This window comes from Mycobacterium sp. 852002-51057_SCH5723018 (assembly GCF_001667035.1).
GTDB lineage: Bacteria > Actinomycetota > Actinomycetes > Mycobacteriales > Mycobacteriaceae > Mycobacterium.
On sequence record NZ_LZIR01000029.1, the window covers coordinates 24,546 to 47,086 of the forward strand.

Here is a 22,541-nt window from a genome sequence, read left to right on the forward strand (position 1 = left end):
GAGGTCGACCGTTCGAGGGGTCGGTCGCCGTCCTCGGATTGCCGAGCATGGCTTCCGCGCTGCGGTGGCTGGGCCTATGCGCAACCCCGTTCAGGCCCAGCAGGCGGCCGGGGTCAGAGGCGTCGCCGTTGCCACCCCGGTGGCCGCTCGGCTTACGACCGCCGTTCCAGCCGCTACAAGCGCGCTGGTTCACCGTGACTCTCGGGCCAACTCCGCCAGCACCAGTCGCAGCACCCGCACGGCGCCCGCCTTGTCGAGCGGGTCGTTGCCGTTGCCGCATTTGGGCGACTGCACACACGACGGGCAGCCGCCCGGGCATTCGCACGCCTGGATGGCCGAGGCGGTGGCGCCCAACCAAGTGCGGGCCTGGCGAAAGCCGCGTTCGGCGAATCCGGCCCCGCCCGGATGGCCGTCGTAGACGAAGACACTGGGCAGCCCGTCGGGACCGATCGCGGTGGACAGGCCGCCGATGTCGCCGCGGTCGCAGCTGGCCACCAAGGGCAGCAGCCCGATGGCCGCATGTTCGGCGGCGTGCAGCGAGCCGGGTATCTGTGGTGCATCAATACCGTTGCGCAGCAATGCCTCTGTGCTGATGGTGTACATGGCGGCGGTGGTCGGCAGCACGTGCTCGGGCATGTCCAGCTCGATGAAGTCGATCACTTCCCCGGAGAGCCGGCGCCGCAGGTAGCCCACGACGCGATGGGTGACCTTGACCGGCACCAGCCCAAGGGTGACCGGACCGAACCGGGAGCGTTCACCGGTCCCGGTCACGACGATGTCGGTGAGCTCGCGCGCGAACGTCGCGTAGCCGGGATCCTCGGCGTGGACGAATGCGATGCCGTCGTCGAAGTCGAGGGAGTCGACGACGTACGTCTCGCCCTGATGCAGGTACACCGCGCCCGGATGCACCGACGCGGGGGCCCGGTCGACCCCGGTGCCGCCCAGCAGCCGCCCGGTGTCGGCCTCCACGATGACGATCTGGCCGCCGGTCGAGCCCCGGATGTCGACCGCGCCGTGCGGTTCGATGCCGGCCGCCGGAAAGTACTTGCCGTTACGGCGCCGCAGCAGCCCGTCGTCCACCAGGTCCTGCGCCACCTGGGTGGCGCCGAAGTCGCGCACCTCCGCCTCTTCGAGCGGCATTTCGGTTGCCGCGCAAAGCAATTGGGGACCAACGATGTAGGGGTTGGCCGGATCGATCACCACCCGCTCGACCGGTTTGCCCAGCAGCGCGTCGGGATGGTGGACCAGGTAGGTGTCCAGCGGATCGTCGCGGGCGATCAGGACCACCAGCGCACCCTGACCGCGCCGGCCCGACCGACCGGCCTGCTGCCAGAACGAGGCGACCGTCCCTGGGAAACCGGCGAGCACCACCGCGTCCAGCCCGGCAATGTCCACCCCCAGCTCCAGCGCGTTGGTGGTGGCCAGGCCGCGCAGCCGGCCCTCGGCCAGCGCGCGCTCCAGCGCGGTGCGGTCCTCGGCGAGATAACCGGCCCGATACGACGCCACCTTCTGCGAGAGCTCCGGGGCGATGTCGGCCAGCCGCGCCTGGGCCCCCAGCGCGGTCAGCTCCGCGGCGCGCCGCGACCGGACGAACGTCAGGGTCTGCGCCCCCTCGGCGATCAGGTCGGCCATCACCCGCGCCGCCTCGGCACCGGCGGAGCGGCGCACCGGCGCACCGTTCTCGCCGAGCAGGTCGGACCGCAACGCGGGCTCCCACAGCGCCACGGTCCGGGACCCCTGCGGCGAGCCGTCCTCGGTGACCTCCTCGACCGGAAGGCCGATGAGTTCGGCGGCCGTCGCGCCCGGGGAATCGGTCGTCGCGCTGGCGAAGATCACCGTCGGGGTAGCCGAGTACCGCTCGCACAGCCGCAACAGCCGGCGCAACACCATCGCCACGTTTGAGCCGAAAACCCCGCGGTAGTAATGGCATTCGTCGACGATCACGAATCGAAGGCCACGCAACAAGACCGCCCAGCGGGCGTGGTTGCGCAAGATCGACAAATGGATCATGTCGGGGTTGGAAAACAACCAGCGGGAGCGTTCGCGCGCGAAGCGGCGCACCTCGGCGGGGCTGTCGCCGTCGTAGGCGGTGGGGGCGATCGCAAAACCAGGATCGCGCAGCCGCGGGATCGCGGCGGTCAGCGCGTGCGCGGCGCGCAGCTGATCGTGACCGAGCGCTTTGGTCGGAGACAAATACAGCACCCGGGCCCGGGGGTCCGTCGCCAGCGCGTTGAGGACGGGAAGCTGATAGGCCAGCGACTTGCCCGACGCGGTGCCGGTGCTGACCACCACGTGGCGCCCGGTGTGGGCCAGCTCGGCCGCCGCGGCCTGGTGCGACCACGGGCAGCTGATGCCGCGGTCGGCGAACGCGCGCACCACGTCGGGCTCGGCCCACTCCGGCCAGGTGTGCGGCCGGCCGCCTCGTGCCGGCAGCTCGGCGACGTGGCGCAGCGGGTGTTCGCCCGCCGAGGTACCGGCGAGCGCGACGGAAAGCAGGTCGCTGCCGAAACTCGCCAAGTTCACACCCTCCTAACATCAGCCGGTCACACAAGTCTGTCGCCGACGCGACGAACATGATTGGATGATTGCGGTCGCAAGCTTCTGTGTTCGTGCAAACTTTCGCAGGAACAACGTTGCGGCCGCGGTTCCTGCGAGGTTATCGGTCGGGTGAAGTTCCGGCGACTACGCGAGGTATGGCGGTCGCAGCTGGCCCGGGGCACCGAAAGGCGGTGCACCGCACCCATAAGAGAAGGAAAAATCAAGAAATGCCACAGGGAACTGTGAAGTGGTTCAACGCGGAGAAGGGGTTCGGGTTCATTGCCCCCGAAGATGGTTCCGCGGATGTTTTTGTCCACTACACGGAGATCCAGGGTTCGGGCTTCCGCACCCTCGAAGAAAACCAGAAGGTCGAGTTCGAGATCGGCCACAGCCCTAAGGGCCCCCAGGCCACCGGAGTCCGCTCCGTCTAAGGAGAGCAGCCACTCCACCGGAACCCCCCGAGCAGTCCCGCCCAGCGGGCCCCGCCGGGGGGTTTTCGTTTTGCGTCTTGCGACCAGAGGTGGGAAACCGCCGCCGCGCCGGTTAACTGAAGGCGCGGACGGACGACCTGGCCTACTGTCGGTGGCGTGAGCCAGCTTTCCTTCTTCACAGCGGAGTCGGTGCCCCCCGCGGTCGCCGATCTCTCGGGGGTGCTGGCGGCCTCAGGCCAGATCGTTTTGGTAGGCGCTGCGGAGACGCAGGGTGCCCGGCTCTCGGTTGTGGTGGACCAGCCGTGGCGCGCCGCGGCGCTGGCCGAGATGATCCGTGAGGCGGGCCTGGAGCCCGAGATCGCCCGCACCGACGAAGACACCCCGCTGGTGAGGACGGCGGTGACCCCGTCGTTGGTGGCCCTGGCCGCCGAGTGGACCCGCGGCGCGGTCAAGACAGTGCCCCCGCGGTGGCTGCCCGGGCCGCGCGAGCTGCGGGCGTGGACGTTGGCGGCCGGTCACCCGGAGAGCGAGCACTATCTGCTCGGTCTGGATCCGCACGCGCCCGACACCCATTCCCCGCTGGCGTCGGCGCTGATGCGCGTGGGGATCGCGCCCACCCTGATCGGCACCCGAGGCGGCCGGCCGGCGCTTCGGATCAGCGGCCGCCGCAGGCTATCGCGCCTGGTAGAGAACGTGGGAGAACCGCCGGACGGCGCCGGGGCACTGCCCCTGTGGCCCACGGTTTAGCGGTTTGCCGCGGCCCGGATTTTGGCTAGCCGGTTTGCGCAGCCGTGCCCCAGGGTGCGAAATTGTCAGGTGCCCGAAAGGGAAGGAACGCTGGCGTACCCGAATTTCACCGGAATTTCAGCCGCCAGCCTGTCATTCTTCCTGCAGGGCGGTCTCGTAAGGGGCCGGTATAAGAGATGGAGCGTAAGCGCAGTTGGCTGATCCGAAGCTAAAGGACCCACCAAGCCCGAGCAGCGGCGGAAATGGGAGCCGTCGGCGACTCGTCATCGTCGAGTCGCCGACCAAGGCGCGCAAACTGGCCGGCTATCTGGGCTCCAGGTACATCGTGGAGTCTTCCCGCGGCCACATCCGCGACCTGCCGCGGGCCGCGGCCGATGTGCCCGCGAAGTTCAAGTCCGAGCCGTGGGCCCGGCTCGGGGTCAACGTCGACGCCGACTTCGAGCCGCTCTACATCATCAGCCCGGAGAAGAAGAGCACCGTCAGCGAGCTCAAGGGCCTGCTCAAGGACGTCGACGAGCTCTACCTGGCCACGGATGGTGACCGCGAAGGCGAAGCCATCGCCTGGCACCTGCTGGAAACCCTCAAGCCCAACATCCCGGTCAAGCGGATGGTGTTCCACGAGATCACCGAACCGGCGATCCGGGCGGCCGCCGAGCACCCACGGGACCTGGACATCGACCTCGTCGACGCCCAGGAGACCCGCCGCATCCTGGACCGGCTGTACGGCTACGAGGTCAGCCCCGTGCTGTGGAAGAAGGTCGCGCCCAAGCTCTCGGCGGGCCGCGTCCAGTCCGTGGCCACCCGCATCATCGTGCAGCGCGAACGCGACCGCATGGCGTTCCGCAGCGCGTCCTATTGGGACATCGTCGCCCAGCTGGACGCCAGCGTGTCCGACCCGCAGGCCCAGCCGCCCACCTTCACCGCCCGGCTGTCAGGCGTGGACGGCCTGCGCGTGGCCACCGGCCGCGATTTCGACTCGGTGGGCCAGCTGCGCAAGGCCGATGAAGTGGTGGTGCTCGACGAGGCGGCCGCCACCGAGCTGGCCTCGGGGCTGCGGGGCGCGCAGCTGTCGGTCGCGTCGGTGGAGGAAAAGCCCTACACCCGGCGCCCGTACGCGCCGTTCATGACGTCGACGCTGCAGCAGGAGGCCGGCCGCAAGCTGCGGTTCTCCTCCGAGCGCACGATGAGCATCGCCCAGCGCCTCTACGAGAACGGCTACATCACTTATATGCGCACCGACTCGACGACGCTGTCGCAGTCGGCGATCAACGCCGCGCGCACTCAGGCGCGCCAGCTCTACGGCGAGGAGTACGTCTCGCCGTCGCCGCGCCAGTACACCCGCAAGGTGAAGAACGCGCAGGAGGCGCACGAGGCGATCCGGCCGGCCGGCGAGACGTTCGCCACCCCGGACGCGGTGCGCCGCGAGCTCGACGGCGACGAATTCCGTCTCTACGAGCTGATCTGGCAGCGCACCGTGGCCTCGCAGATGGCCGACGCGCGCGGCACCACGCTCAGCCTGCGGATCTCCGGGATGTCAGGGGGCCAGCGGACCCCAAGGGAGGTCGTGTTCGCCGCCAGCGGGCGCACCATCACCTTCGCCGGCTTCCTGAAGGCCTACGTGGAAACCGTCGACGAGCTCGCCGGCGGCGAGGCCGACGACGCCGAGCGCCGGCTGCCGCGCCTGACCGAAGGGCAGCGGCTGGAAGCCCTCGACCTCACCCCCGACGGCCACGCAACCAACCCGCCTGCGCGCTACACCGAGGCCTCGCTGGTCAAGGCGCTCGAGGAGCTGGGTATCGGTCGCCCGTCGACGTATGCGTCGATCATCAAGACCATCCAGGACCGCGGCTACGTGTACAAGAAGGGCAGCGCGCTGGTGCCTTCGTGGGTCGCGTTCGCCGTCACCGGCCTGCTCGAGCAGCACTTCGGCAGGCTCGTTGACTACGGCTTCACCGCGGCAATGGAAGACGAGCTCGACGCGATCGCGTCGGGCAACGAGCGGCGCACCAACTGGCTCAACAACTTCTACTTCGGCGGCGAGCACGGCGTGCCCGACTCGGTGGCCCGCTCGGGCGGCCTCAAGAAGCTGGTCGGCGTCAACCTGGAGGGCATCGACGCGCGAGAAGTCAACTCCATCAGGGTGTTTGACGACGCGCAGGGCCGTCCGGTCTATGTTCGGGTCGGCAAGAACGGTCCCTACCTCGAACGCATCGTGACGGGTGACGACGGTCAGCCCACGCCGCAGCGGGCCAACCTCAACGACTCGCTGACCCCCGACGAGCTGACGCTGGAGGTCGCCGAGGAGCTCTTCGCCACCCCGCAAGAGGGACGCGTGCTGGGCGTGGATCCCGAAACCGGCCACGAGATCGTCGCCAAGGACGGCCGGTACGGGCCGTACGTGACGGAGATCCTGCCGCCGCCGCCCGAAGAAGACGACGGTGGAGCCCCCACGAAGAAGGGCAAAAAAGCCCCCGTTCCCAAGGGCCCCCGCCCCAGAACCGGCTCGCTGCTGCGCAGCATGGACCTGCAAACCGTCACGCTCGAGGATGCGCTGAAGCTGCTGTCGCTGCCCCGGGTCGTCGGCGTCGACCCGCAGACCGGCGAGGAGATCACCGCGCAGAACGGCCGCTATGGCCCGTACCTGAAGCGCGGCAGCGATTCTCGTTCTTTGGCGAGCGAGGACCAGATCTTCGACATCACCCTCGAGGAAGCGCTGAAGATCTACGCCGAGCCCAAACGGCGTGGCGGGCAAGGCGCGTCGGCGCCGCCGCTGCGTGAGCTGGGGACCGATCCGGCGTCGGGCAAGCCGATGGTCATCAAGGACGGCCGGTTCGGGCCGTATGTCACCGACGGCGAGACCAACGCCAGCCTGCGCAAGGGCGACGACGTGATGTCGATTACCGACGAGCGCGCCGCCGAACTGCTGGCGGACCGGCGGGCCCGCGGTCCGGCGAAGCGCCCCGCGAAGAAGAGCACTCGCAAGGCGCCGGCGAAGAGGGCCGCCAAGCGCAGCTAACGCCCGGTTTAGTAACCGGGGCCGATCGATTCGCTGGACACCTGTTCGGGGTTGGCCCGCACGGGTTGGGCGTCCGTGATTCCGGCCAGCTTCACCGGCCTGGCCAGCTGAGTTGGTGCCGTGCGCCCGCGCAGCTCGACGACCTCGCCGACATCCCAGCACAGCGCCTCGGCGTCCAGTGCGCCGCTCACCGCGATCGCCGACGCCAGCACATGGCCGGCCTCCAGCTTGGCCAGCTCGGTGAGCCGCGCGGCCTCGTTGACCGGGTCGCCGATCACGGTGTACTCGAACCGGGCCTGCGCCCCGATGTGGCCGGCGATGGCCCGGCCGGAGGACACCCCGATCCCGAACTCCGCCGAACCGATCACCGGCAACAGCTCGTCGTGCAGCTCGCGGGCCGCGGCGAGCGCCCCGCCGGAGGCGTCCGGGTGTTCGATCGGCGCACCGAAGATGGCCAGCGCCGCGTCGCCCTGGAACTTGTTGACGAACCCGCCGTGCTTGCCGACGGTGTCGACCACCACCCGGAAGAACTCGTTGAGCAGGTGGACCACCTCGGCGGGCGGCCGCGTCGCGGCCAGCTGGGTGGAGCCGACCAGGTCCACGAACAGCACCGCCACGTCCCGTTCCTGCCCGCCCAGCTCGGTGCCTCGTTCCAGGGCCCGGCGGGCGACGTCCTCGCCGACGTAGCGGCCGAACAGGTCACGTAGCCGCTGCCGCTCGGACAGGTCGCGGACCATGTCGTTGAAGCCGGCCTGCAGCAGGCCGAGTTCGCTGGCGTCGTAGATCTGCATGTGCGCGTTGTAGTTTCCGCGCTGCACCTCCGACAGCGCCCAGCGCAGCTGGCGCAGCGGGTCGGCGATCGACATTGCCACCAGCAGGGTGCTGACCAGACCGATGCCCAGCGCCGCCAGGGCCAGCAGCAGGATCGGGTTGAACAGCTTCTCGGGCGTGGCATGCAGCAGGGAGGCCTTGTCGGCCACCACGGCCAGCACGATGGCCAGCAGCGGCACGGCGGTGGACAGCATCCAGCTCAGCATCTGCCGCAGGATGACGCCGGGCGCCTTGACGTTCTCGGGCACGCCGCTGCGCAGGGCCGCGACTGCCACCGGCCGCAGCACGCGCTCGGACTGCAGGTAGCCGATGATCGCCGTCGCTGCCGCGCCCAGCGCCGTGGCGACCGCCACGACGGGCGCCGTGTACTTGGCCACCGACCAGCTGGCGATGATGAACACCACGCCGCCGATGCACCAGGCCCCCATGCTGGTCAGCGTGCGGTAGAACGGCATGCGCAGGGCGCGGCTGCGGGCCAGTTCGGTGCCGGCCGGATCGGCATCGGCCAGCAGGTTGTCGCGGCGCTGCCAGCGGAAGACCGGCAACAGCAGCTTGAGGTTGAACACGATGCCCGCGAGGAACAGCGTGATCACGACGCTGATGAAGATCGCCAGGTTGACCGGCGGCAGGTCCTGCAGCTGGATGCGGTCCTGGGGCGGCAGGCCGTAGCGCAGGAAGCCCAGAACGAACAGACCGCCGATGATGTCGGCCTGCAGCATGCTCAGCGAAAACAGCGGCCACGGGGTGCGCACCACCCACCGGACGAATCCGCTGATTCGCCCGGGCAGTTCCGCCGTGGTTGCCACCAATCCACCGTATCCGGCGGTACGGACTTGACGGAAAAGTTCGCGGATCTCGGCAAGTCGCCTATAGCTGCTGAAACGCCCGGAAACGTCACGGAATTGTCCCGATCCGGTGGCTGCTCGGTGTCGGTCGGTCGGTGTCACTACTGTTGCCGGTGATGTCCGGGGTGTTTACGCGGCTGGTAGGCCAAGAGGCGGTGGTGGCCGAACTGCGCGCCGCCGCCCGGGCCGCGCGCGGTGATTCGGCTCACAGCGAGTCCGGCGCCGGGACTATGACACATGCGTGGCTGATCACCGGTCCCCCCGGTTCCGGGCGCTCGGTCGCCGCGGTCTGCTTCGCGGCGGCGCTGCAGTGCACGTCCGACGGGGAGCCGGGCTGCGGGCAGTGCCGGGCGTGCGCGACAACGATGGCCGGCACCCACGCCGACGTGCGCCGGGTGATCCCCGAAGGCCTGTCGATCGGCGTGGACGAGATGCGCGGCATCGTGCAGATCGCGTCGCGCCGCCCGACCACCGGACACCGCCAGATCGTCGTGATCGAAGACGCCGACCGGTTGACTGAAGGGGCCGCGAACGCGCTGCTGAAGGTCGTCGAGGAACCGCCGCCGTCGACGGTGTTTTTGCTGTGCGCGCCGTCGGTGGACCCCGAGGACATCGCGGTCACGCTGCGATCCCGGTGCCGGCACGTCGCGCTGGTGACTCCGCCCACCGAGGCCATCGCGCGCGTGCTGGCCGACGACGGCCTGGACGCCGAAACGGCGAACTGGGCGGCCTCGGTCAGCGGCGGTCACGTGGGCCGCGCGCGCCGCCTGGCCACCGACCCCGAGGCCCGGCAGCGACGCGAGCGGGCGCTCGGGCTGGTGCGCGACGCCGCGACGCCGTCACGCGCCTACGCGGCCGCCGAGGAGCTGGTGGCCGCCGCCGAGGCCGAGGCCGTCGTGTTGACCGCCGACCGCGCCGAGGCCGAAACCGAGGAGCTGCGAACCGCTTTGGGCGCCGGCGGCACCGGCAAGGGCACCGCGGGTGCGCTGCGCGGAGCGACGGGTGCGCTCAAGGACCTCGAGCGGCGGCAGAAGTCACGGCAGACCCGGGCGTCGCGCGATGCGCTGGACCGCGCGCTGATCGACCTGGCGACCTACTTCCGGGACGCGCTGGTGGCGTCGGCGAACGCGGGCGGCGTGCGCGCCAACCACCCCGACATGGCCGACCGGGTGGCGGCGCTGGCCGCCCATGCCTCGCCCGAGCGGCTGCTGCGCTGTATCGAGGCGGTCCTTGAGTGCCGCGAGGCGCTGGCGATCAACGTCAAACCCAAGTTCGCAGTCGACGCCATGGTCGCCACCATCGGCCAGGAACTTGGGTGAGTCCGCCCGGCTGCCGTACACTCGTGCCGCCCGGCAGGGCACGCCACCTTAGCTCAGTCGGTAGAGCGGCTCACTCGTAATGAGCAGGTCAGGAGTTCGATTCTCCTAGGTGGCTCCGACTTCAGGTGGCTCCGACTTCAGCGGATACGCTCCTATACCGATTTACTTGCATTGGCAGGGTTGGATCCACAAGGGGGAGTGGCTGATATGTCGTTTGTGATCGCGGCGCCGGAGGTGTTGGCGGCGGTGGCTACGGACTTGGCGGGGATCGGCTCGACGCTCGGTGCCGCCAACGCGGCCGCGTCGGGCCCGACCACGGCACTGCTGGCCGCGGGCGCCGACGAGGTGTCAGCGGCGATCGCGGCGGTCTTTTCGGGCCAGGGACAGACATTTCAGGCGCTGACGTCGCAGGCCGCGGCCTTCCATGCGCAATTCGTCCAGAACCTAGCCTCGGCCGGAGCCGCGTACGCGAGCGCCGAGGCCGCCACCGCCTCCCCGTTGCAGGATGCGCTCAACGCGGTGAACGGACCCACCCTTGCGCTGTTCGGGCGACCGCTGATCGGCAACGGCGCCAACGGCGGAACCGTCGGGGGCGTGGGCCAGAACGGTGCGCCCGGCGGGTTGTTGATCGGCAACGGCGGGGCCGGCGGTAACAGCACCAATCCCGGAGCGCCCGGCGGAAACGGCGGGGCCGCTGGGCTATTCGGCACGGGCGGGCCCGGCGGGGCCGGCGGTGCGAGCCCGACGGGCATCGGCGGGGCCGGAGGCGCCGGTGGCGCCGGCGGGCTGTTCGGAGCCGGCGGTACCGGTGGCGCGGGCGGATACGGCTTGGTCCAGGGGGGCCAGGGCGGCACCGGCGGCATGGGCGGGCTCTTCGGTTTCGGCGGCCCGGACGTCATCTCCGGCGGGACCGGCGGCACCGGCGGAGCCTCCGGGGGGATCGGTGGAAACGGCGGCACGGGCGGGGCCGGTGGCCTCGTCTTCGGCTCCGCGGGAACCGGCGGCACCGGCGGGGAGGGCGGCAACCTCGGAGGCAACGGTGGCGCCGGTGGCTCGGCCGGGGTGTGGGGCAATGGCGGCACCGGCGGCATGGGCGGCGTTGGCGCGGCGGGCACCGGCGGCACCGGGGGCGCGGGCGGTAACGGTGGCAGCTTTGAGGGACTGGGCGGCAACGGCGGGACCGGCGGCACCGGCGTCGGGGGCAACGGCGGGGACGGCGGCGCCGGCGGCGCGTCGATCGGGATCTCGGGCAACGGCGGCCTCGGCGGCCTCGGCGGCACCAGCACCACGGGCCACGGCGGCAACGGCGGGGCCGGCGGCAACGCCGACCCCTTCATGGGCGCCGGCGGCTCCGGGGGCGCGGGAGGTACCGGTCTGACCGTCGGCGGCAACGGCGGGAACGGCGGGGCGGGCAGCACCTTCGACGGCTCCGGTGGCACCGGTGGCACCGGCGGTTTCGGTCGGACCGGCGGTGCGGGCGGCACCGGCGGCAACGCCGGGACGATCGGCAATGGTGGCGCCGGCGGCGCCGGTGGCGCCGGTTTGGTGACCGGCGGAAACGGCGGTAACGGCGGCAATGCCCAGGTGATCGGCAACGGCGGCGACGGCGGCGCCGCCGGGACTGGCCCGGCCCCAGGCGCGCCGGGTACCGGCGGCGCCGGCGGGGTCTTCGGCGCGCCCGGCAATAACGGCTGACCTAGCTAGGCAGGCGCGACGAAGCCCACCGGTCCCGACGCGAGGCACAACGCGAGTGCCGTGGTGTTGGCCCGCACGGCGATCGCGTCGCCGGCACCCGGCAGCCGGACGAACACCCGGTTGAGACCCGGGTGCACCGGCACCTTGACGTCGGGTCCCTGGTTCAGCGACAGCGTCATCGACCCGTCGCTGTTGGCCAGGTAGTTGAGTTCGACGGTCCAGTCGGCCGGCAGCAGCGGCCCGTCCAGAACCAGCCGCGCCGGCTTGTCCGGTTGGGCGAAGTAGCCGCAGCGCGGCATGGGTCCGGGCGCGATGGTGCGGATCCAGGTTACCCTCGCGTTGACCAGCCGACCCGAGCTGTCGATCATGCGTAATTGCGTTGTTGCCGAGGAGAATTCGGGCCTATCCCGCAGCAGTGCGAACATGTGGCTGGCGAGGTTCTGCGGCGCGGCCACCCGCTGCAGCACCAGCGGATCTACCTCCTGGTCCAGCAGCGGCGCATCCGAGGCCGCCCGCGCGGCGGCCAACCCGGCCCGGGCGTTCTGCAGGTAGGGCCGCGCGGGGTTGTCGCGCCAGCTGGTCAGAAACGTCGCCGTCGAGTACAGGCTGCTGGCGACGAACGCCACCGCCAACACGGCCGTCGCCACAGTGCGTTTCGGCGCGTCGTCCAGCCAGCGCGCCGCGAGCGGCCGGTTCGGCGCGCACAGCGCGACCGCCGCCAGCAACGCCAGCACCACGACGAGGTCCGGCAGATACCGCAATGTCTGGGCCAGTTCCAGAGCGGTCTGCTTCGACGAGCGCATCAGATAGATCGGCGCCTGGCAGGCCACGGCGTAACCGGCGGCGGTCAGCCACACCGGCCCGATGCGTTGCTTGCGGGTCACCGACAGCGCCAGCACGGCGGCAAGGACCAGCCAGCCCAGCGCCATCGCCAGCGGCGGGGGCGTGGCCCACGGCGAGGCCGGTGCCCAGCGGTCCCAGTGCCAGGGCCCGCCGGCCAGCCCCGGCACGATGCCGTGGGTGATCGACCGCCACAGCAGATCACCGGTCATCGACAGGTCGGTGCTCCACCGCTTTTGGTTGACCACGGCCAGATACAGCGCGACCCAGCCGACCGTCAGCGCCAGCGACGCGACCCACAGCCGCAGACCGGCCCGCCACACCGTCTGCACCGGCGACCCGTCACCCGTTACGTGGCAGAGCAGGGCGGCCACGGCGAAGGCGACGAACGGGATCACCGCGGCCTTCTCGAAGAACAGCAGCCCGCCGAGGTAGGCCAGCACGCCGGTCACCGCGTAGCGCTGGTTTCCGGTGCGCACCAGCAGGATCGTGTCGGCGCACACCCAGGCCAGCGCCGCGAGCATGGGCAACGAGTTCAGCGCGGCCGCCCACCACGCGAAGCCCGGCACGGCCAGCGGGGTGAACAGCGCGAACGTCAACGGGATCAGCAGCACGCGACGCCAGCCGAGGATGACGTGCAGCGCGCGCAGCAGCGACAGCGAGGCGAGCAGCTGCAACACCAGCAGGCTGACCGCCGGCCACGTCCAATCCAGCGGCGCCAGCCGGATGATGGCGCCGGCGACGAGGAAGGCGGCCGGCATCACGTGGCCGTCGTGGTCGTCGAACAGGTACGACGGCGACAGCAGTCCCTCGGTGCCGGCTTTGCCGACCAGGATCAGGTCGTCCCAGTAGAAGTAGCCCCCGAACGCCAGCACCGCGCGTATCACCAGCTGGACGACGATCAGCGCGGCCGCGGCCAGGGCCACCGGAGGCACACGGCCCGCGCCCGCGGCCCGCCGGTATGGTGGGCCGGTGCAAGCACTGGTCACCGGGGCAGCCGGATTCATCGGCTCGACGCTAGTCGACCGCCTGCTGGCCGACGGTCACACGGTGGTGGGGCTGGACAATTTCGCCAGCGGCCGCGCGACCAACCTCGAGCACCTGGCCGACAACCCGGCGCACGTCTTCGTCGAGGCGGACATCGTGACCGCCGACCTGCACGCCATCCTCGACGAGCACCGCCCCGAGGTGGTGTTCCACCTGGCGGCCCAGATCGACGTCCGGCACTCGGTGGCCGACCCGCAATTCGACGCCTCGGTCAACGTCATCGGCACGGTGCGGTTGGCCGAGGCGGCGCGCCAGACCGGGGTCCGCAAGATCGTGCACACCTCGTCGGGCGGATCGATCTACGGCACCCCGTCGGTCTTCCCGACCCCGGAGACGGCGCCCACCGACCCGGGCTCGCCCTACGCCGCCGGAAAGGTGGCCGGCGAGATCTACCTGAACACCTTCCGCAACCTCTACGGCCTGGATTGCTCGCACATCGCCCCGGCCAACGTCTACGGCCCCCGCCAGGACCCGCACGGCGAAGCGGGCGTGGTGGCGATCTTCGCCCAGGCGCTGCTGTCGGGTAAGCCCACCAAGGTGTTCGGGGACGGCGGCAAGACCCGCGACTACGTGTTCGTCGACGACGTGGTGGACGCCTTCGTCAAGGCCGCCGGGGACGTGGGCGGTGGGCAGCGGTTCAACATCGGCACCGGGATCGAAACCTCCGACCGCCAACTGCATTCGGCGGTCGCCGCGGCCGTCGGGGGGCCCGACGACCCGGAGTTCCATCCGGATCGCCTCGGCGACCTGAGGCGGTCGTGCCTCGACATCGGTTTGGCGGCAAGCGTTTTGGGTTGGCGTCCCCAGGTTCAACTGGACGATGGGGTGCGTCGCACGGTGGAGTACTTCCGGGACGCACGCACCAGCTGAGCTCGCGCCGAGCGTGCAGCCATTGCGAAATCCGGGCAGTTTTTTCGCAATAGTTACACGTTCGGCGCCGGTTCGGGCTCCTGCGCGCCCTCCAGCGCCACCGCCCGGGCCAGCCGCGCGTAGCGCAACTCCAAGTCCTTGAACCGCATGTAGGTGCTCAGCGTCGTGAAGCTGAACGCCATGATCAGCGCGTAGAGCATCAGGTCGGTGCCGCGGCGCACCCCGAACCAGTGCGCGATCACCGTGGTGTCGTCGGGCCGCAGCACGGCATAGATGCCGCCCAGCACGAACAAGACGTATCCGACCTTCACCCATGCCCGCGACCGCGCATTCCTGCGCGACCGCAGCAGGTAGAACAGCAACGCGACGATCGACCCGATCAGCAGCACTTGGATCCAGTTCACCTCGGAATCCTCCCTCTCAAGAACCCGTCGAAGATTATATTGACGCCGTTGAGCAGTGGCTGCCCCTTCGACTTCGAATATTCGGTGTAGAGCACCTCGACCGGGTATTCGGCCACGCGCCAATGGTTTTCGGCGATCAGCATGATGATTTCGTTGGCGTGGCTCATGCCGCTCATGGTGATGTTCAGCCCGTCGGCGACCTTCTTGTTGAACACCCGCAGCCCATTGTTGGTGTCGGTCAAGCCAAGTCGGCGACCGCGCCGGCTCAGCCTCGCCGCGGTCCGCAGCACGGTCCGCTTCAGGAACGGTGGGCGGCTGCCCTCGTTGGTGGCGAACCGCGTGCCGATGACGACGTCGACGTCGCCGGCGCCGAGCCGGTCGATCATCGCGACCACGTCCTTGACGCGGTGCTGGCCGTCGGCGTCGAAGGTGGCGAAAACCTGCGCTCCGGGCTGCTTTCGGGCGTATTCGACGCCGGTCTGGATGGCCGCGCCCTGGCCCAGGTTGATCGGGTGGCGCACCAGATAAGCCCCTGCCCGCCGGGCGATCTCGCCGGTGCCATCGGTGCTGCCGTCGTCGACGCAGACGACGTGGTCGAAGACCGAGCGCACATCGGCGATCACCTCGCCGATGACGGCGGCTTCGTTGAAGGCGGGAATGACGATCCAGACGCCGGGGTAATGCGTTTCACTGTCCATTCAAGCCCACAAGGTACACGCGGAATCAGCCGGTCGAGCGTCCGGCGCGCGCCAGCGCCACCAGGTGCACCCCGATTCCCACCAGCGGCCCGCACAGCAGGCCGACCACTGTGCGGGTCTGCAACGGCAGCGGCAACAGCAGCAGCAGCCCCGATGCCACCGTCGCGCCCACCCAACCCACCGCATAGGCCCGATGCAACGCGGCCGCCACCGCGGCGGCGCCGGTAAGGGTCAGCATGGCGATCGCGACGGCGGCCGCCGTCAGCCACGCCAGCAGCGCGCTGCTGGCCTGGTACTGCGCCCCGAAGCCGACCCGCAGCAACCACGGGCCCACCACGCCCGCCGCCACCACCCCGACCACGCCGATGCCGGCGACGATCGCCGCCGGCGCGATGAGCGCCCGAAGCCGGTCGGTGCGCTGGTCGACGAAATGGGCAATCAAGTTGCCCTGCATGGCCGTCAGCGGCACCAGCAGCGGCGCGCGCGTCAGCGTCACCGCCAGGATGATCACGCCGCCCTCCGACCCCAGCTGCGTGCTGGTCAGCTTGAGCAGCACCGGAAAGCCCATCACCAGGATCGCGCTGGCGCCCGCCGCGGTGATCGAATGTGCGGCGCCGCGCAGAAACGTCGCGGTGCCGCCCGGCGTCAGCAGCCGGGCCGCCCCGCGTGCGGTGGGGGAGGCCGCCAGCACGATCAACCAGGCCACCGCCCCGGCCACGGTCGCCCAGAGGAACCCGATCAGACCCCACCCGATCACGAAGGTGGCCCCGGCGACCGCCACCCGGATCACCGCGTCGGTCACCATCAGCGCCCCGTACACGGTCCATTGATTGGTGCCCGCCAGCATGCCCAGCAGGGTGGCGTGCAGGCAGAACCCGGCCAATCCGACGGCGAGCAGCCCCACCGACAGCCAGCGCGCCTCGACGAACACCCGCCCGCCCCACAACGGCGACGTCCCGGCGATCACCACGGCGGCCGCCACCCCGAGCATCGCGGCCACCCGCAGCGGATGGGTGCGGCTTCCGACCATCTCGACGTACTGCGTCGAGCGAACCTCTCGGGTGGCCTCTTGCAGTAGCCCATTGGCCGCGCCGGTGACCAGGCCGAACGCCCCCCAGAACACCCCGAACACCGAGAAGCCGCTCGGAGCCAGGTCGCGAGCGGCCAGGTAGATCACCGCGTACCCGCACAGTGCGGTCAGCGCGGTCGCAGTGGCGACCCGGGCCACACTGCCGCGCGCGATCGGCCCCGCCCCCGTGGAGGCTTCGGTACCGCCGACTTCGGGCATCGCCACAATTTGAAAATAGTAAGTGCGCCAGCACCGAAGGCCCGCGTCGGCGAGATGGTCGCTAGGGTGGGCGACTGTCGGGAAAGGATTCATGGCCGCGTTCCGCACCTTCGGTTTTTCGTTGTTGTGCACCGTTGCGGCCCTCGCCGTCGGCTACGCGCACGGCGGCCTGAACGCCCTTTTCCTGCTGCTGGTGCTGGCCGTACTTGAGGTGTCGCTGTCCTTCGACAACGCCATCATCAACGCGGCGATCCTGAAGCGGATGAGCCCGTTCTGGCGGCAGATGTTCCTGACGGTCGGCATCCTGATCGCGGTCTTCGGCATGCGGCTGGTCTTCCCGTTGGCGATCGTGTGGGCGACCGCGGGCATCGGCCCGGTTCGCGCGATGGAGCTGGCGCTCAATCCGCCGCCGCACGGCGCGCTGGAGTACCCGGACGGCTCGCCCAGCTACGAGAAGCTGATCGTCGCGGCCCACCCGCAGATCGCCGCCTTCGGCGGTATCTTCCTGCTGATGCTGTTTTTGGATTTTGTCTTTCACGACCGAGACATCAAGTGGCTCAAGTGGATTGAGGTGCCCTTCGCCCGCATCGGGCGGCTCGGCCAGGTATCGGTGGTGGTGACCGGCGTCGCGCTGGTGCTCGTCGGGACCGAGCTGACGCACTCCAGCGACGAGCGCGCGACGGTGCTGACCGCCGGGGTGCTGGGCCTGGTCACGTATCTGGTGGTCAACGGATTTAGCCGGGCGTTTCGGCCGCCGGACGTCGGGGCGGCGACGGTCGACAAAACCTCCGGCCCCGCGGTCGGCAAGGCGGCCCTGGGCCTGTTTCTGTATCTCGAGGTTCTCGACGCCGCCTTCTCCTTCGACGGGGTCACCGGCGCCTTCGCGATCACCTCGGACCCGATCGTCATCGCGCTGGGCCTGGGGCTGGTGGGCTCGATGTTCGTCCGCTCGATCACCATCTACCTGGTTCAGCAGGACACGCTGGACCGTTACGTGTACTTGGAGCACGGGGCGCACTGGGCGATCGGAGCGCTGGCCGTGATCATGCTGGCCTCCATCGAGCCGCGGTTCGAGGTTCCCGAGGTCGCGACCGCGTCGGTGGGTGTCGTCTTCATCGGGGCGGCCCTGGGCTGGAGCATGTGGCAAAACCGGCGCGCCGCCCGGGCCCCCGCTCTAACCGGTTAATCCCAACCGTCAGGCCTCGATCTGGCCGGCGATGCGCCGCTCGATGCTGGCCCGCGCCGGGGCCGGCAGCACGATCAGCCCGTCGAGCTCCTTGGTGGCCCGGGCGTAGGCGCTTTGTCGTTCCTCGCGGGTGGCCGCCTCGTCGGCAGCCAGGTGCAGCAGGTGCTGGGCGCGGGCCAGCCGCTGCTGGTCGTCTTCGGAGAAGTCGCTGCGGCGGCGCCGGATCGCCTCGGTCTCGGCGATCTCGAACGCGCTGATGTACTCGTGCACGGCGTCGCGGTACTCGAGCTGCGCGCCCCGATCGCCGACCAGGGCCTGCACGTCCTGGGCCCGTTCCGGCCGCAGCAGGTCGGCGCGCCGCTTTGCCTTGTGAAAGGCGATGGTCAGCGGGGCGCGCATGTCGGTCATCATCGGGAAGTCCAGCAATTTCGCGATGTCGATCTCGTAATCGAACCACCGCGCGTCGATACGATCATGTGCCGCAAGGAGTTTGGCGATCTCGCGGCGGGAGACTTCCGCGTTGGTTTGCTTACGCCCGGCCGCCTCGGCCGCGGCGATCTTGGCCTGCTGCTTCAGCCGGTAGCGCTCCAGCCGTCGTTCGGCCCGCCGCTCGTTGGCCGCGGCGATCGCCCTGATACCCGTGCCGACCGCGCCGCCCAGCGGGAAGATCAGCCACCAGAAATTGGCCGCGAAATGCAGCATCGGGGTCACACCGCCAGGATGCCACCGAGCCGCGCGGCACGGTTACGCCCAGAGCGTTAGTGCCCGGCCTTGAACCGCTCCACCGAACGCTGCACCTCGGCCTCGGCTTCGGCGCGGTCGACCCAGTTGGCCGTCTTGACGAACTTGCCCGGCTCGAGCGCCTTGTACTGCGAGAAAAAGTGCTTGATCACGTCGAGCTCGAATTCCGGGACGTCGCCGATGTCCTGGACGTGGTCCCAGCGGTAGTCGCCCGCCGGTACGCACAAGACCTTGTCGTCGCCGCCGGCCTCATCGACCATCCGGAACATTCCGACCGGACGCGCCTCCACGATCACACCGGGATACACCGGCTGCGGCAGCAGCACCAGCGCGTCCAGCGGGTCGCCGTCCTCACCGAGGGTGTCCTCGATGAAGCCGTAATCCGTGGGGTAGGCCATCGACGTGTAGAGGTAGCGGTCCAGGCGCACCCGCCCCGTCTCGTGATCGACCTCGTACTTGTTGCGCTGGCCTTTCGGAATTTCGATGGTCACGTCGAATTGCACCGTGCCGGCTCCTTATGAGGGGTAGTCCTGGTAGCTCATTGGGTCGGGCATCCACCCTAGTCGAGCGCAACGAGGCCGATTCGGCAGAATGGGTTCAAACAGTCAGGAGAGTGATGGGTCGTACTCGCTGGCGGAAATCCACCCAAGTGTTCATTGGGTTGGCCGTGCTGGCGTTCGTCGCCGCCGTAGTGGCCGCGGCAACGTTTTTCACCACGGGTGGCCACGGCGCCGGCGCCGCACACGCCCCCGTGCCCCCACCGCGCCCGCCGACGGTCAAGCCCGGGGTGGTCCCCGTCGCCGACACCGCCGAGACACCCAGCCCCGCCGGTGTGGGCGCCACGCTGGCCCCCGCGGCGGCCGACCCCAACCTGGGCAGGCTGGGCGGCCGGATCACCGACGCCATCACCGGGAAAGAGCTCTGGCAGGTCGCCGACGACCTGCCGCTGGTGCCGGCGTCGACCAACAAGGTCCTGACGGCGGCCGCGGCGTTGCTGACGCTGGACCGTCAGGCCCGGATCAGCACCCGCGTCGTGGCCGGCAGCCAGAACGCCCAGGGGCCCGTCGTGCTGGTGGGTGCCGGTGATCCGCTGCTGTCGGCCGTGCCGCCGGGGGTGGACACCTGGTACCGGGGGTCGGCGCGCATCAGCGACCTGGTCGAGCAGATCCGCCGCAGCGGCGTGACGCCGACGGCGGTGCAGGTGGACACCTCTGCGTTCAGCGGGCCCACGATGGCGCAGGGCTGGGATCCCGCCGATGTCGACAACGGCGACATCGCGCCGATCGAGTCGGTGATGATCGACGCCGGACGCATCCAGCCGACCACGGTCAATTCGCGGCGGTCCAAGACGCCCGCACTCGATGCCGGGCGCGAGCTCGCCAAAGGGCTGGGCCTGGACCCCGGCGCGGTGACGATCGCGACGGCGCCCTCCGGGGCGCGGCAGCTGGCCGTCGTGCAGTCCGCGCCCTTGGTCCAGCGGCTGCAGCAGATGATGGACCACTCCGACAACGTGATGGCCGAGTGCATCGCCCGGGAGGTGGCGGCCGCGATCAACCGGCCCCGCAGCTTCGCCGGCGCGGTCGACGCGGTGACCAACCGGTTGAGCACCGCGCACGTCGACACCGCCGGGGCCGCTCTGATGGATTCCAGCGGCCTCTCGGTCGACGACCGGTTGACGGCGAAAACGCTCGACGGCGTGGTGCAGGCCGCCGCCGGCCCGGACCAGCCGGCCCTGCGCGCGCTACTGGACCTGCTTCCCATCGCCGGCGGCAGCGGGACCCTGGCCGACCGGTTCCTGGACCCGGCCACCGACCGCGGCCCGGCCGGCTGGCTGCGCGCCAAGACCGGTTCGCTGACCGCCATCAACTCCCTGGTCGGGGTGCTCACCGACCGCACCGGACGCGTGCTGACATTCGCGTTCATCTCCAACGCCGCCGGACCCAACGGCCGCAACGCGATGGACGCCCTGGCCAGCCGGCTGTGGACGTGCGGGTGCGCATGACGCCGTCGTCCAACCTGACCCTGGGAAACGCCGTCGACTGGCGGTTCGCGGCCACGGTCGGCCAGCGCCTGGCCCGGCCGGGTCCCGCAGCCAGCGACTACACCCGCCGCCAGGTGATCGACGAGCTGACCCGCGCGGCCGCCAAGGCCGAACCGCCGGTGCGTGACGTCACCGGCCTGGCCAGCAAGGGCTTTGACAAGAGCGACGTGCCGCCGGCCCGCATCGTCGACCGCGCCGAATGGATTGGGGCGGCGGCCGAGTCGATGCGGGTGATGACCAACGGGGGCGACAAGCCGCGGGCATTTCTCACCGGCCGCATCACCGGGGCGCAGACCGGCGCCGTACTGGCGTTCGTGTCCTCCGGGATCCTCGGCCAGTACGATCCGTTCGCCACTAATCAGGGGGCCAATGAGGGCCTGTTGCTGCTGGTGTATCCGAACGTCATCGCCGTCGAACGCCAGCTCAGGGTCCAGCCGTCCGACTTCCGGTTGTGGGTGTGCCTGCACGAGGTGACCCACCGGGTGCAGTTCACCGCCAACCGCTGGCTGTCCGACTACATGTCGCAGTCGCTGGGGCTGCTGACCCAGGACGCCGGGGAGGACATCGCCCAGGTGGCGCGGCGGCTCGCCGAGTTCGTCCGCAACCGCGGTGACGTGGCCGCCGACGGTGGCTCGTCGGGGATCATCGGCCTGGTGCGCGCCGTGCAGTCCGAGCCGCAGCGCAAGGCCCTCGATCAGCTGCTGGTGCTCGGCACCCTGCTGGAGGGCCATGCCGACCACGTGATGGACGCGGTCGGCCCGAGGGTGGTGCCGTCGGTGGCCACCATCCGGCAGCGGTTCGACGAGCGTCGTCACCGCAAGCAACCGCCGCTGCAGCGGCTGCTGCGCGCGCTGCTGGGCCTCGACGCCAAGCTGAGCCAATACACCCGCGGCAAGGCGTTTGTCGACCACGTGGTGGGCCGGGTCGGGATGGAGCGGTTCAACACCGTCTGGTCGGGTCCCGAGACGCTGCCGCTGCCCGCCGAAATCGAAGACCCCCAGCGATGGATCGACAGGGTGCTGTAGGGCAGCTGCGCGCGGCTGTCGAAGCGTTCGCCCAGAGGCATCTCGGCGGCGAGGAGCGCTGGTGCGTGGCGCTGTCCGGCGGCCCGGACTCGCTGGCGCTGACGGCGGTTGCGGCCCCGCTGCGGCCCACCACCGCGCTGATCGTCGACCACGGCCTGCAGGCCGACTCTGCCGCCGTCGCCGAGACCGCGCGCAGGCAAGCGCTCGACGTGGGATGCGTTGCGGCACAGGTGCTTCAGGTGAAGGTCGGCGCTGAAGGCGGTCCGGAGGCGGCGGCGGGCGCCGCCCGCTACGCCGCGCTGGGCTCCCAGCGCGACGGCGCGGTGCTGCTGGCCCACACGCTCGACGATCAGGCGGAGACGGTGTTGCTGGGGCTGGGCCGCGGCTCCGGGGTGCGCTCGATCGCCGGGATGCGCCCGCATGACCCGCCGTGGTGCCGGCCGTTGTTGGGGATGCGGCGCGCCGCGACGCACGCCGCATGCCGGGAATTGGGCCTGACCGCGTGGCAGGACCCGCACAACAGCGACCGCCGCTTCACCCGCGCCCGGCTGCGCCTCGACGTGCTGCCGCAGCTGGAGGACGTGCTTGGTGGCGGAGTGGCCGAGGCGCTGGCCCGCACCGCGACGGCGTTGCGCGAGGACACCGAGCTGCTCGACGCGCTCGCCGAGCAGGCCCGCCCCGGAGTGCAGGAGGACTCCGGGCTGCGAGCGCGAGCCCTGGCCGAACTGCCCGACCCGGTGCGCCGCCGGGTGATCCGCGGCTGGCTAATGGCCGGGGGCGCGACCGGGTTGACCGACAAGCAGATCCGAGGCGTGGACGCGCTGGTCACCTCGTGGCGCGGGCAGGGCGGGGTGGCCGTCGGCTCGGCGTTGCGCGGTGAGCGCCTGATCGCCGGGCGGCTCGACGGCGTGCTCACAATGTGGCGCGAACCTGTGTAAATGGGGGCTGCCGTTGGTTATTCGCCAGTTAGCGTGGCACT

Annotated in this window: 18 protein-coding genes and 1 tRNA gene; 11 read left to right on the forward strand and 8 right to left on the reverse strand. The window is 70.4% G+C overall.

Annotated elements, in window-relative coordinates:
• Positions 1 to 189: 189 nt before the first annotated feature.
• Positions 190 to 2,517, reverse strand: coding sequence for a DEAD/DEAH box helicase (locus A5764_RS07695; RefSeq protein WP_067111186.1), 2,328 nt, complete (start codon positions 2,515 to 2,517; stop codon positions 190 to 192).
• 248 nt (positions 2,518 to 2,765) lie between these two features.
• Here A5764_RS07695 and cspA point away from each other — a divergent pair, with 248 nt between their 5' ends.
• The 3 genes from cspA (at position 2,766) to topA (ending at position 6,732) form a co-directional block, all read left to right on the forward strand.
• Positions 2,766 to 2,969: a cold shock protein CspA gene (cspA, locus tag A5764_RS07700; RefSeq protein ID WP_007166602.1), complete on the forward strand. Its 204-nt coding sequence runs from the start codon at positions 2,766 to 2,768 to the stop codon at positions 2,967 to 2,969.
• A 156-nt stretch (positions 2,970 to 3,125) separates the two neighbouring features.
• Positions 3,126 to 3,716, forward strand: a complete 591-nt coding sequence (locus A5764_RS07705; RefSeq protein WP_067111095.1) for a hypothetical protein — start codon at positions 3,126 to 3,128, stop codon at positions 3,714 to 3,716.
• A gap of 193 nt (positions 3,717 to 3,909) precedes the next feature.
• A complete protein-coding gene (topA, locus tag A5764_RS07710; RefSeq protein ID WP_067111098.1) occupies positions 3,910 to 6,732 on the forward strand; it encodes a type I DNA topoisomerase in 2,823 nt (940 codons plus the stop codon).
• 8 nt (positions 6,733 to 6,740) lie between these two features.
• On the opposite strand, the gene A5764_RS07715 is transcribed toward topA, so the two are convergent.
• Positions 6,741 to 8,417, reverse strand: a complete 1,677-nt coding sequence (locus A5764_RS07715) for an adenylate/guanylate cyclase domain-containing protein (protein ID WP_231989647.1) — start codon at positions 8,415 to 8,417, stop codon at positions 6,741 to 6,743.
• Positions 8,418 to 8,524: 107 nt separating this feature from the next.
• Between A5764_RS07715 and A5764_RS07720 the strand changes: the two genes are divergently transcribed.
• The 3 genes from A5764_RS07720 to A5764_RS07730 all read left to right on the forward strand — a co-directional run bounded on the left by A5764_RS07720 (position 8,525) and on the right by A5764_RS07730 (position 11,422).
• Positions 8,525 to 9,727 carry a DNA polymerase III subunit delta' gene (locus tag A5764_RS07720; protein ID WP_067111101.1) on the forward strand — a complete coding sequence of 401 codons (1,203 nt, stop codon included), beginning with the start codon at positions 8,525 to 8,527 and terminating at the stop codon, positions 9,725 to 9,727.
• Positions 9,728 to 9,769: 42 nt separating this feature from the next.
• A tRNA-Thr gene (locus tag A5764_RS07725) sits at positions 9,770 to 9,842 on the forward strand.
• A gap of 92 nt (positions 9,843 to 9,934) precedes the next feature.
• On the forward strand, positions 9,935 to 11,422 hold the full coding sequence (locus tag A5764_RS07730; protein WP_067111103.1) for a PE family protein: 1,488 nt from the start codon (positions 9,935 to 9,937) through the stop codon (positions 11,420 to 11,422).
• A 5-nt stretch (positions 11,423 to 11,427) separates the two neighbouring features.
• Here the strand turns inward: A5764_RS07730 and A5764_RS07735 are convergent, their stop codons facing one another.
• Positions 11,428 to 13,269, reverse strand: a complete 1,842-nt coding sequence (locus tag A5764_RS07735) for a hypothetical protein (RefSeq protein ID WP_231989646.1) — start codon at positions 13,267 to 13,269, stop codon at positions 11,428 to 11,430.
• Between A5764_RS07735 and A5764_RS07740 the strand changes: the two genes are divergently transcribed.
• Positions 13,235 to 14,179, forward strand: a complete 945-nt coding sequence (locus A5764_RS07740; RefSeq protein ID WP_067111106.1) for an NAD-dependent epimerase/dehydratase family protein — start codon at positions 13,235 to 13,237, stop codon at positions 14,177 to 14,179. The genes A5764_RS07735 and A5764_RS07740 overlap by 35 nt on opposite strands.
• Before the next feature lie 53 nt (positions 14,180 to 14,232).
• On the opposite strand, the gene A5764_RS07745 is transcribed toward A5764_RS07740, so the two are convergent.
• Genes A5764_RS07745 through A5764_RS07755 form a run of 3 tightly spaced genes read right to left on the reverse strand, consistent with a single transcriptional unit; the run spans position 14,233 to position 16,569 of the window.
• Positions 14,233 to 14,583, reverse strand: a complete 351-nt coding sequence (locus tag A5764_RS07745) for a DUF2304 domain-containing protein (protein ID WP_067111108.1) — start codon at positions 14,581 to 14,583, stop codon at positions 14,233 to 14,235.
• Positions 14,580 to 15,281 (reverse strand): glycosyltransferase family 2 protein, encoded by a 702-nt coding sequence (locus tag A5764_RS07750; RefSeq protein ID WP_067111110.1) that lies wholly within the window; start codon positions 15,279 to 15,281, stop codon positions 14,580 to 14,582. The genes A5764_RS07745 and A5764_RS07750 overlap by 4 nt, the downstream gene beginning before the upstream one ends.
• A gap of 25 nt (positions 15,282 to 15,306) precedes the next feature.
• Positions 15,307 to 16,569, reverse strand: a complete 1,263-nt coding sequence (locus A5764_RS07755) for a hypothetical protein (protein ID WP_067111195.1) — start codon at positions 16,567 to 16,569, stop codon at positions 15,307 to 15,309.
• A 91-nt stretch (positions 16,570 to 16,660) separates the two neighbouring features.
• Between A5764_RS07755 and A5764_RS07760 the strand changes: the two genes are divergently transcribed.
• The gene (locus A5764_RS07760) at positions 16,661 to 17,755 is read left to right on the forward strand and encodes a DUF475 domain-containing protein (protein WP_067111113.1); all 1,095 of its coding nucleotides are present in this window, start codon (positions 16,661 to 16,663) and stop codon (positions 17,753 to 17,755) included.
• Between the two features lie 9 nt (positions 17,756 to 17,764).
• On the opposite strand, the gene A5764_RS07765 is transcribed toward A5764_RS07760, so the two are convergent.
• Positions 17,765 to 18,457 (reverse strand): hypothetical protein, encoded by a 693-nt coding sequence (locus tag A5764_RS07765; RefSeq protein WP_067111116.1) that lies wholly within the window; start codon positions 18,455 to 18,457, stop codon positions 17,765 to 17,767.
• A gap of 56 nt (positions 18,458 to 18,513) precedes the next feature.
• On the reverse strand, positions 18,514 to 18,999 hold the full coding sequence (locus A5764_RS07770; protein ID WP_067111119.1) for an inorganic diphosphatase: 486 nt from the start codon (positions 18,997 to 18,999) through the stop codon (positions 18,514 to 18,516).
• 113 nt (positions 19,000 to 19,112) lie between these two features.
• On the opposite strand from A5764_RS07770, the gene dacB reads away from it, so the two are divergent.
• Genes dacB through tilS form a run of 3 tightly spaced genes read left to right on the forward strand, consistent with a single transcriptional unit; the run spans position 19,113 to position 22,500 of the window.
• A complete protein-coding gene (dacB, locus tag A5764_RS07775; protein ID WP_156664560.1) occupies positions 19,113 to 20,498 on the forward strand; it encodes a D-alanyl-D-alanine carboxypeptidase/D-alanyl-D-alanine-endopeptidase in 1,386 nt (461 codons plus the stop codon).
• Complete coding sequence (locus A5764_RS07780; protein WP_067111198.1) at positions 20,495 to 21,562, forward strand: zinc-dependent metalloprotease; 1,068 nt, start codon at positions 20,495 to 20,497, stop codon at positions 21,560 to 21,562. Before dacB ends, A5764_RS07780 begins: the two co-directional genes overlap by 4 nt.
• Positions 21,541 to 22,500, forward strand: a complete 960-nt coding sequence (gene tilS / locus A5764_RS07785) for a tRNA lysidine(34) synthetase TilS (protein WP_067111125.1) — start codon at positions 21,541 to 21,543, stop codon at positions 22,498 to 22,500. Before A5764_RS07780 ends, tilS begins: the two co-directional genes overlap by 22 nt.
• Positions 22,501 to 22,541 lie beyond the last annotated feature (41 nt).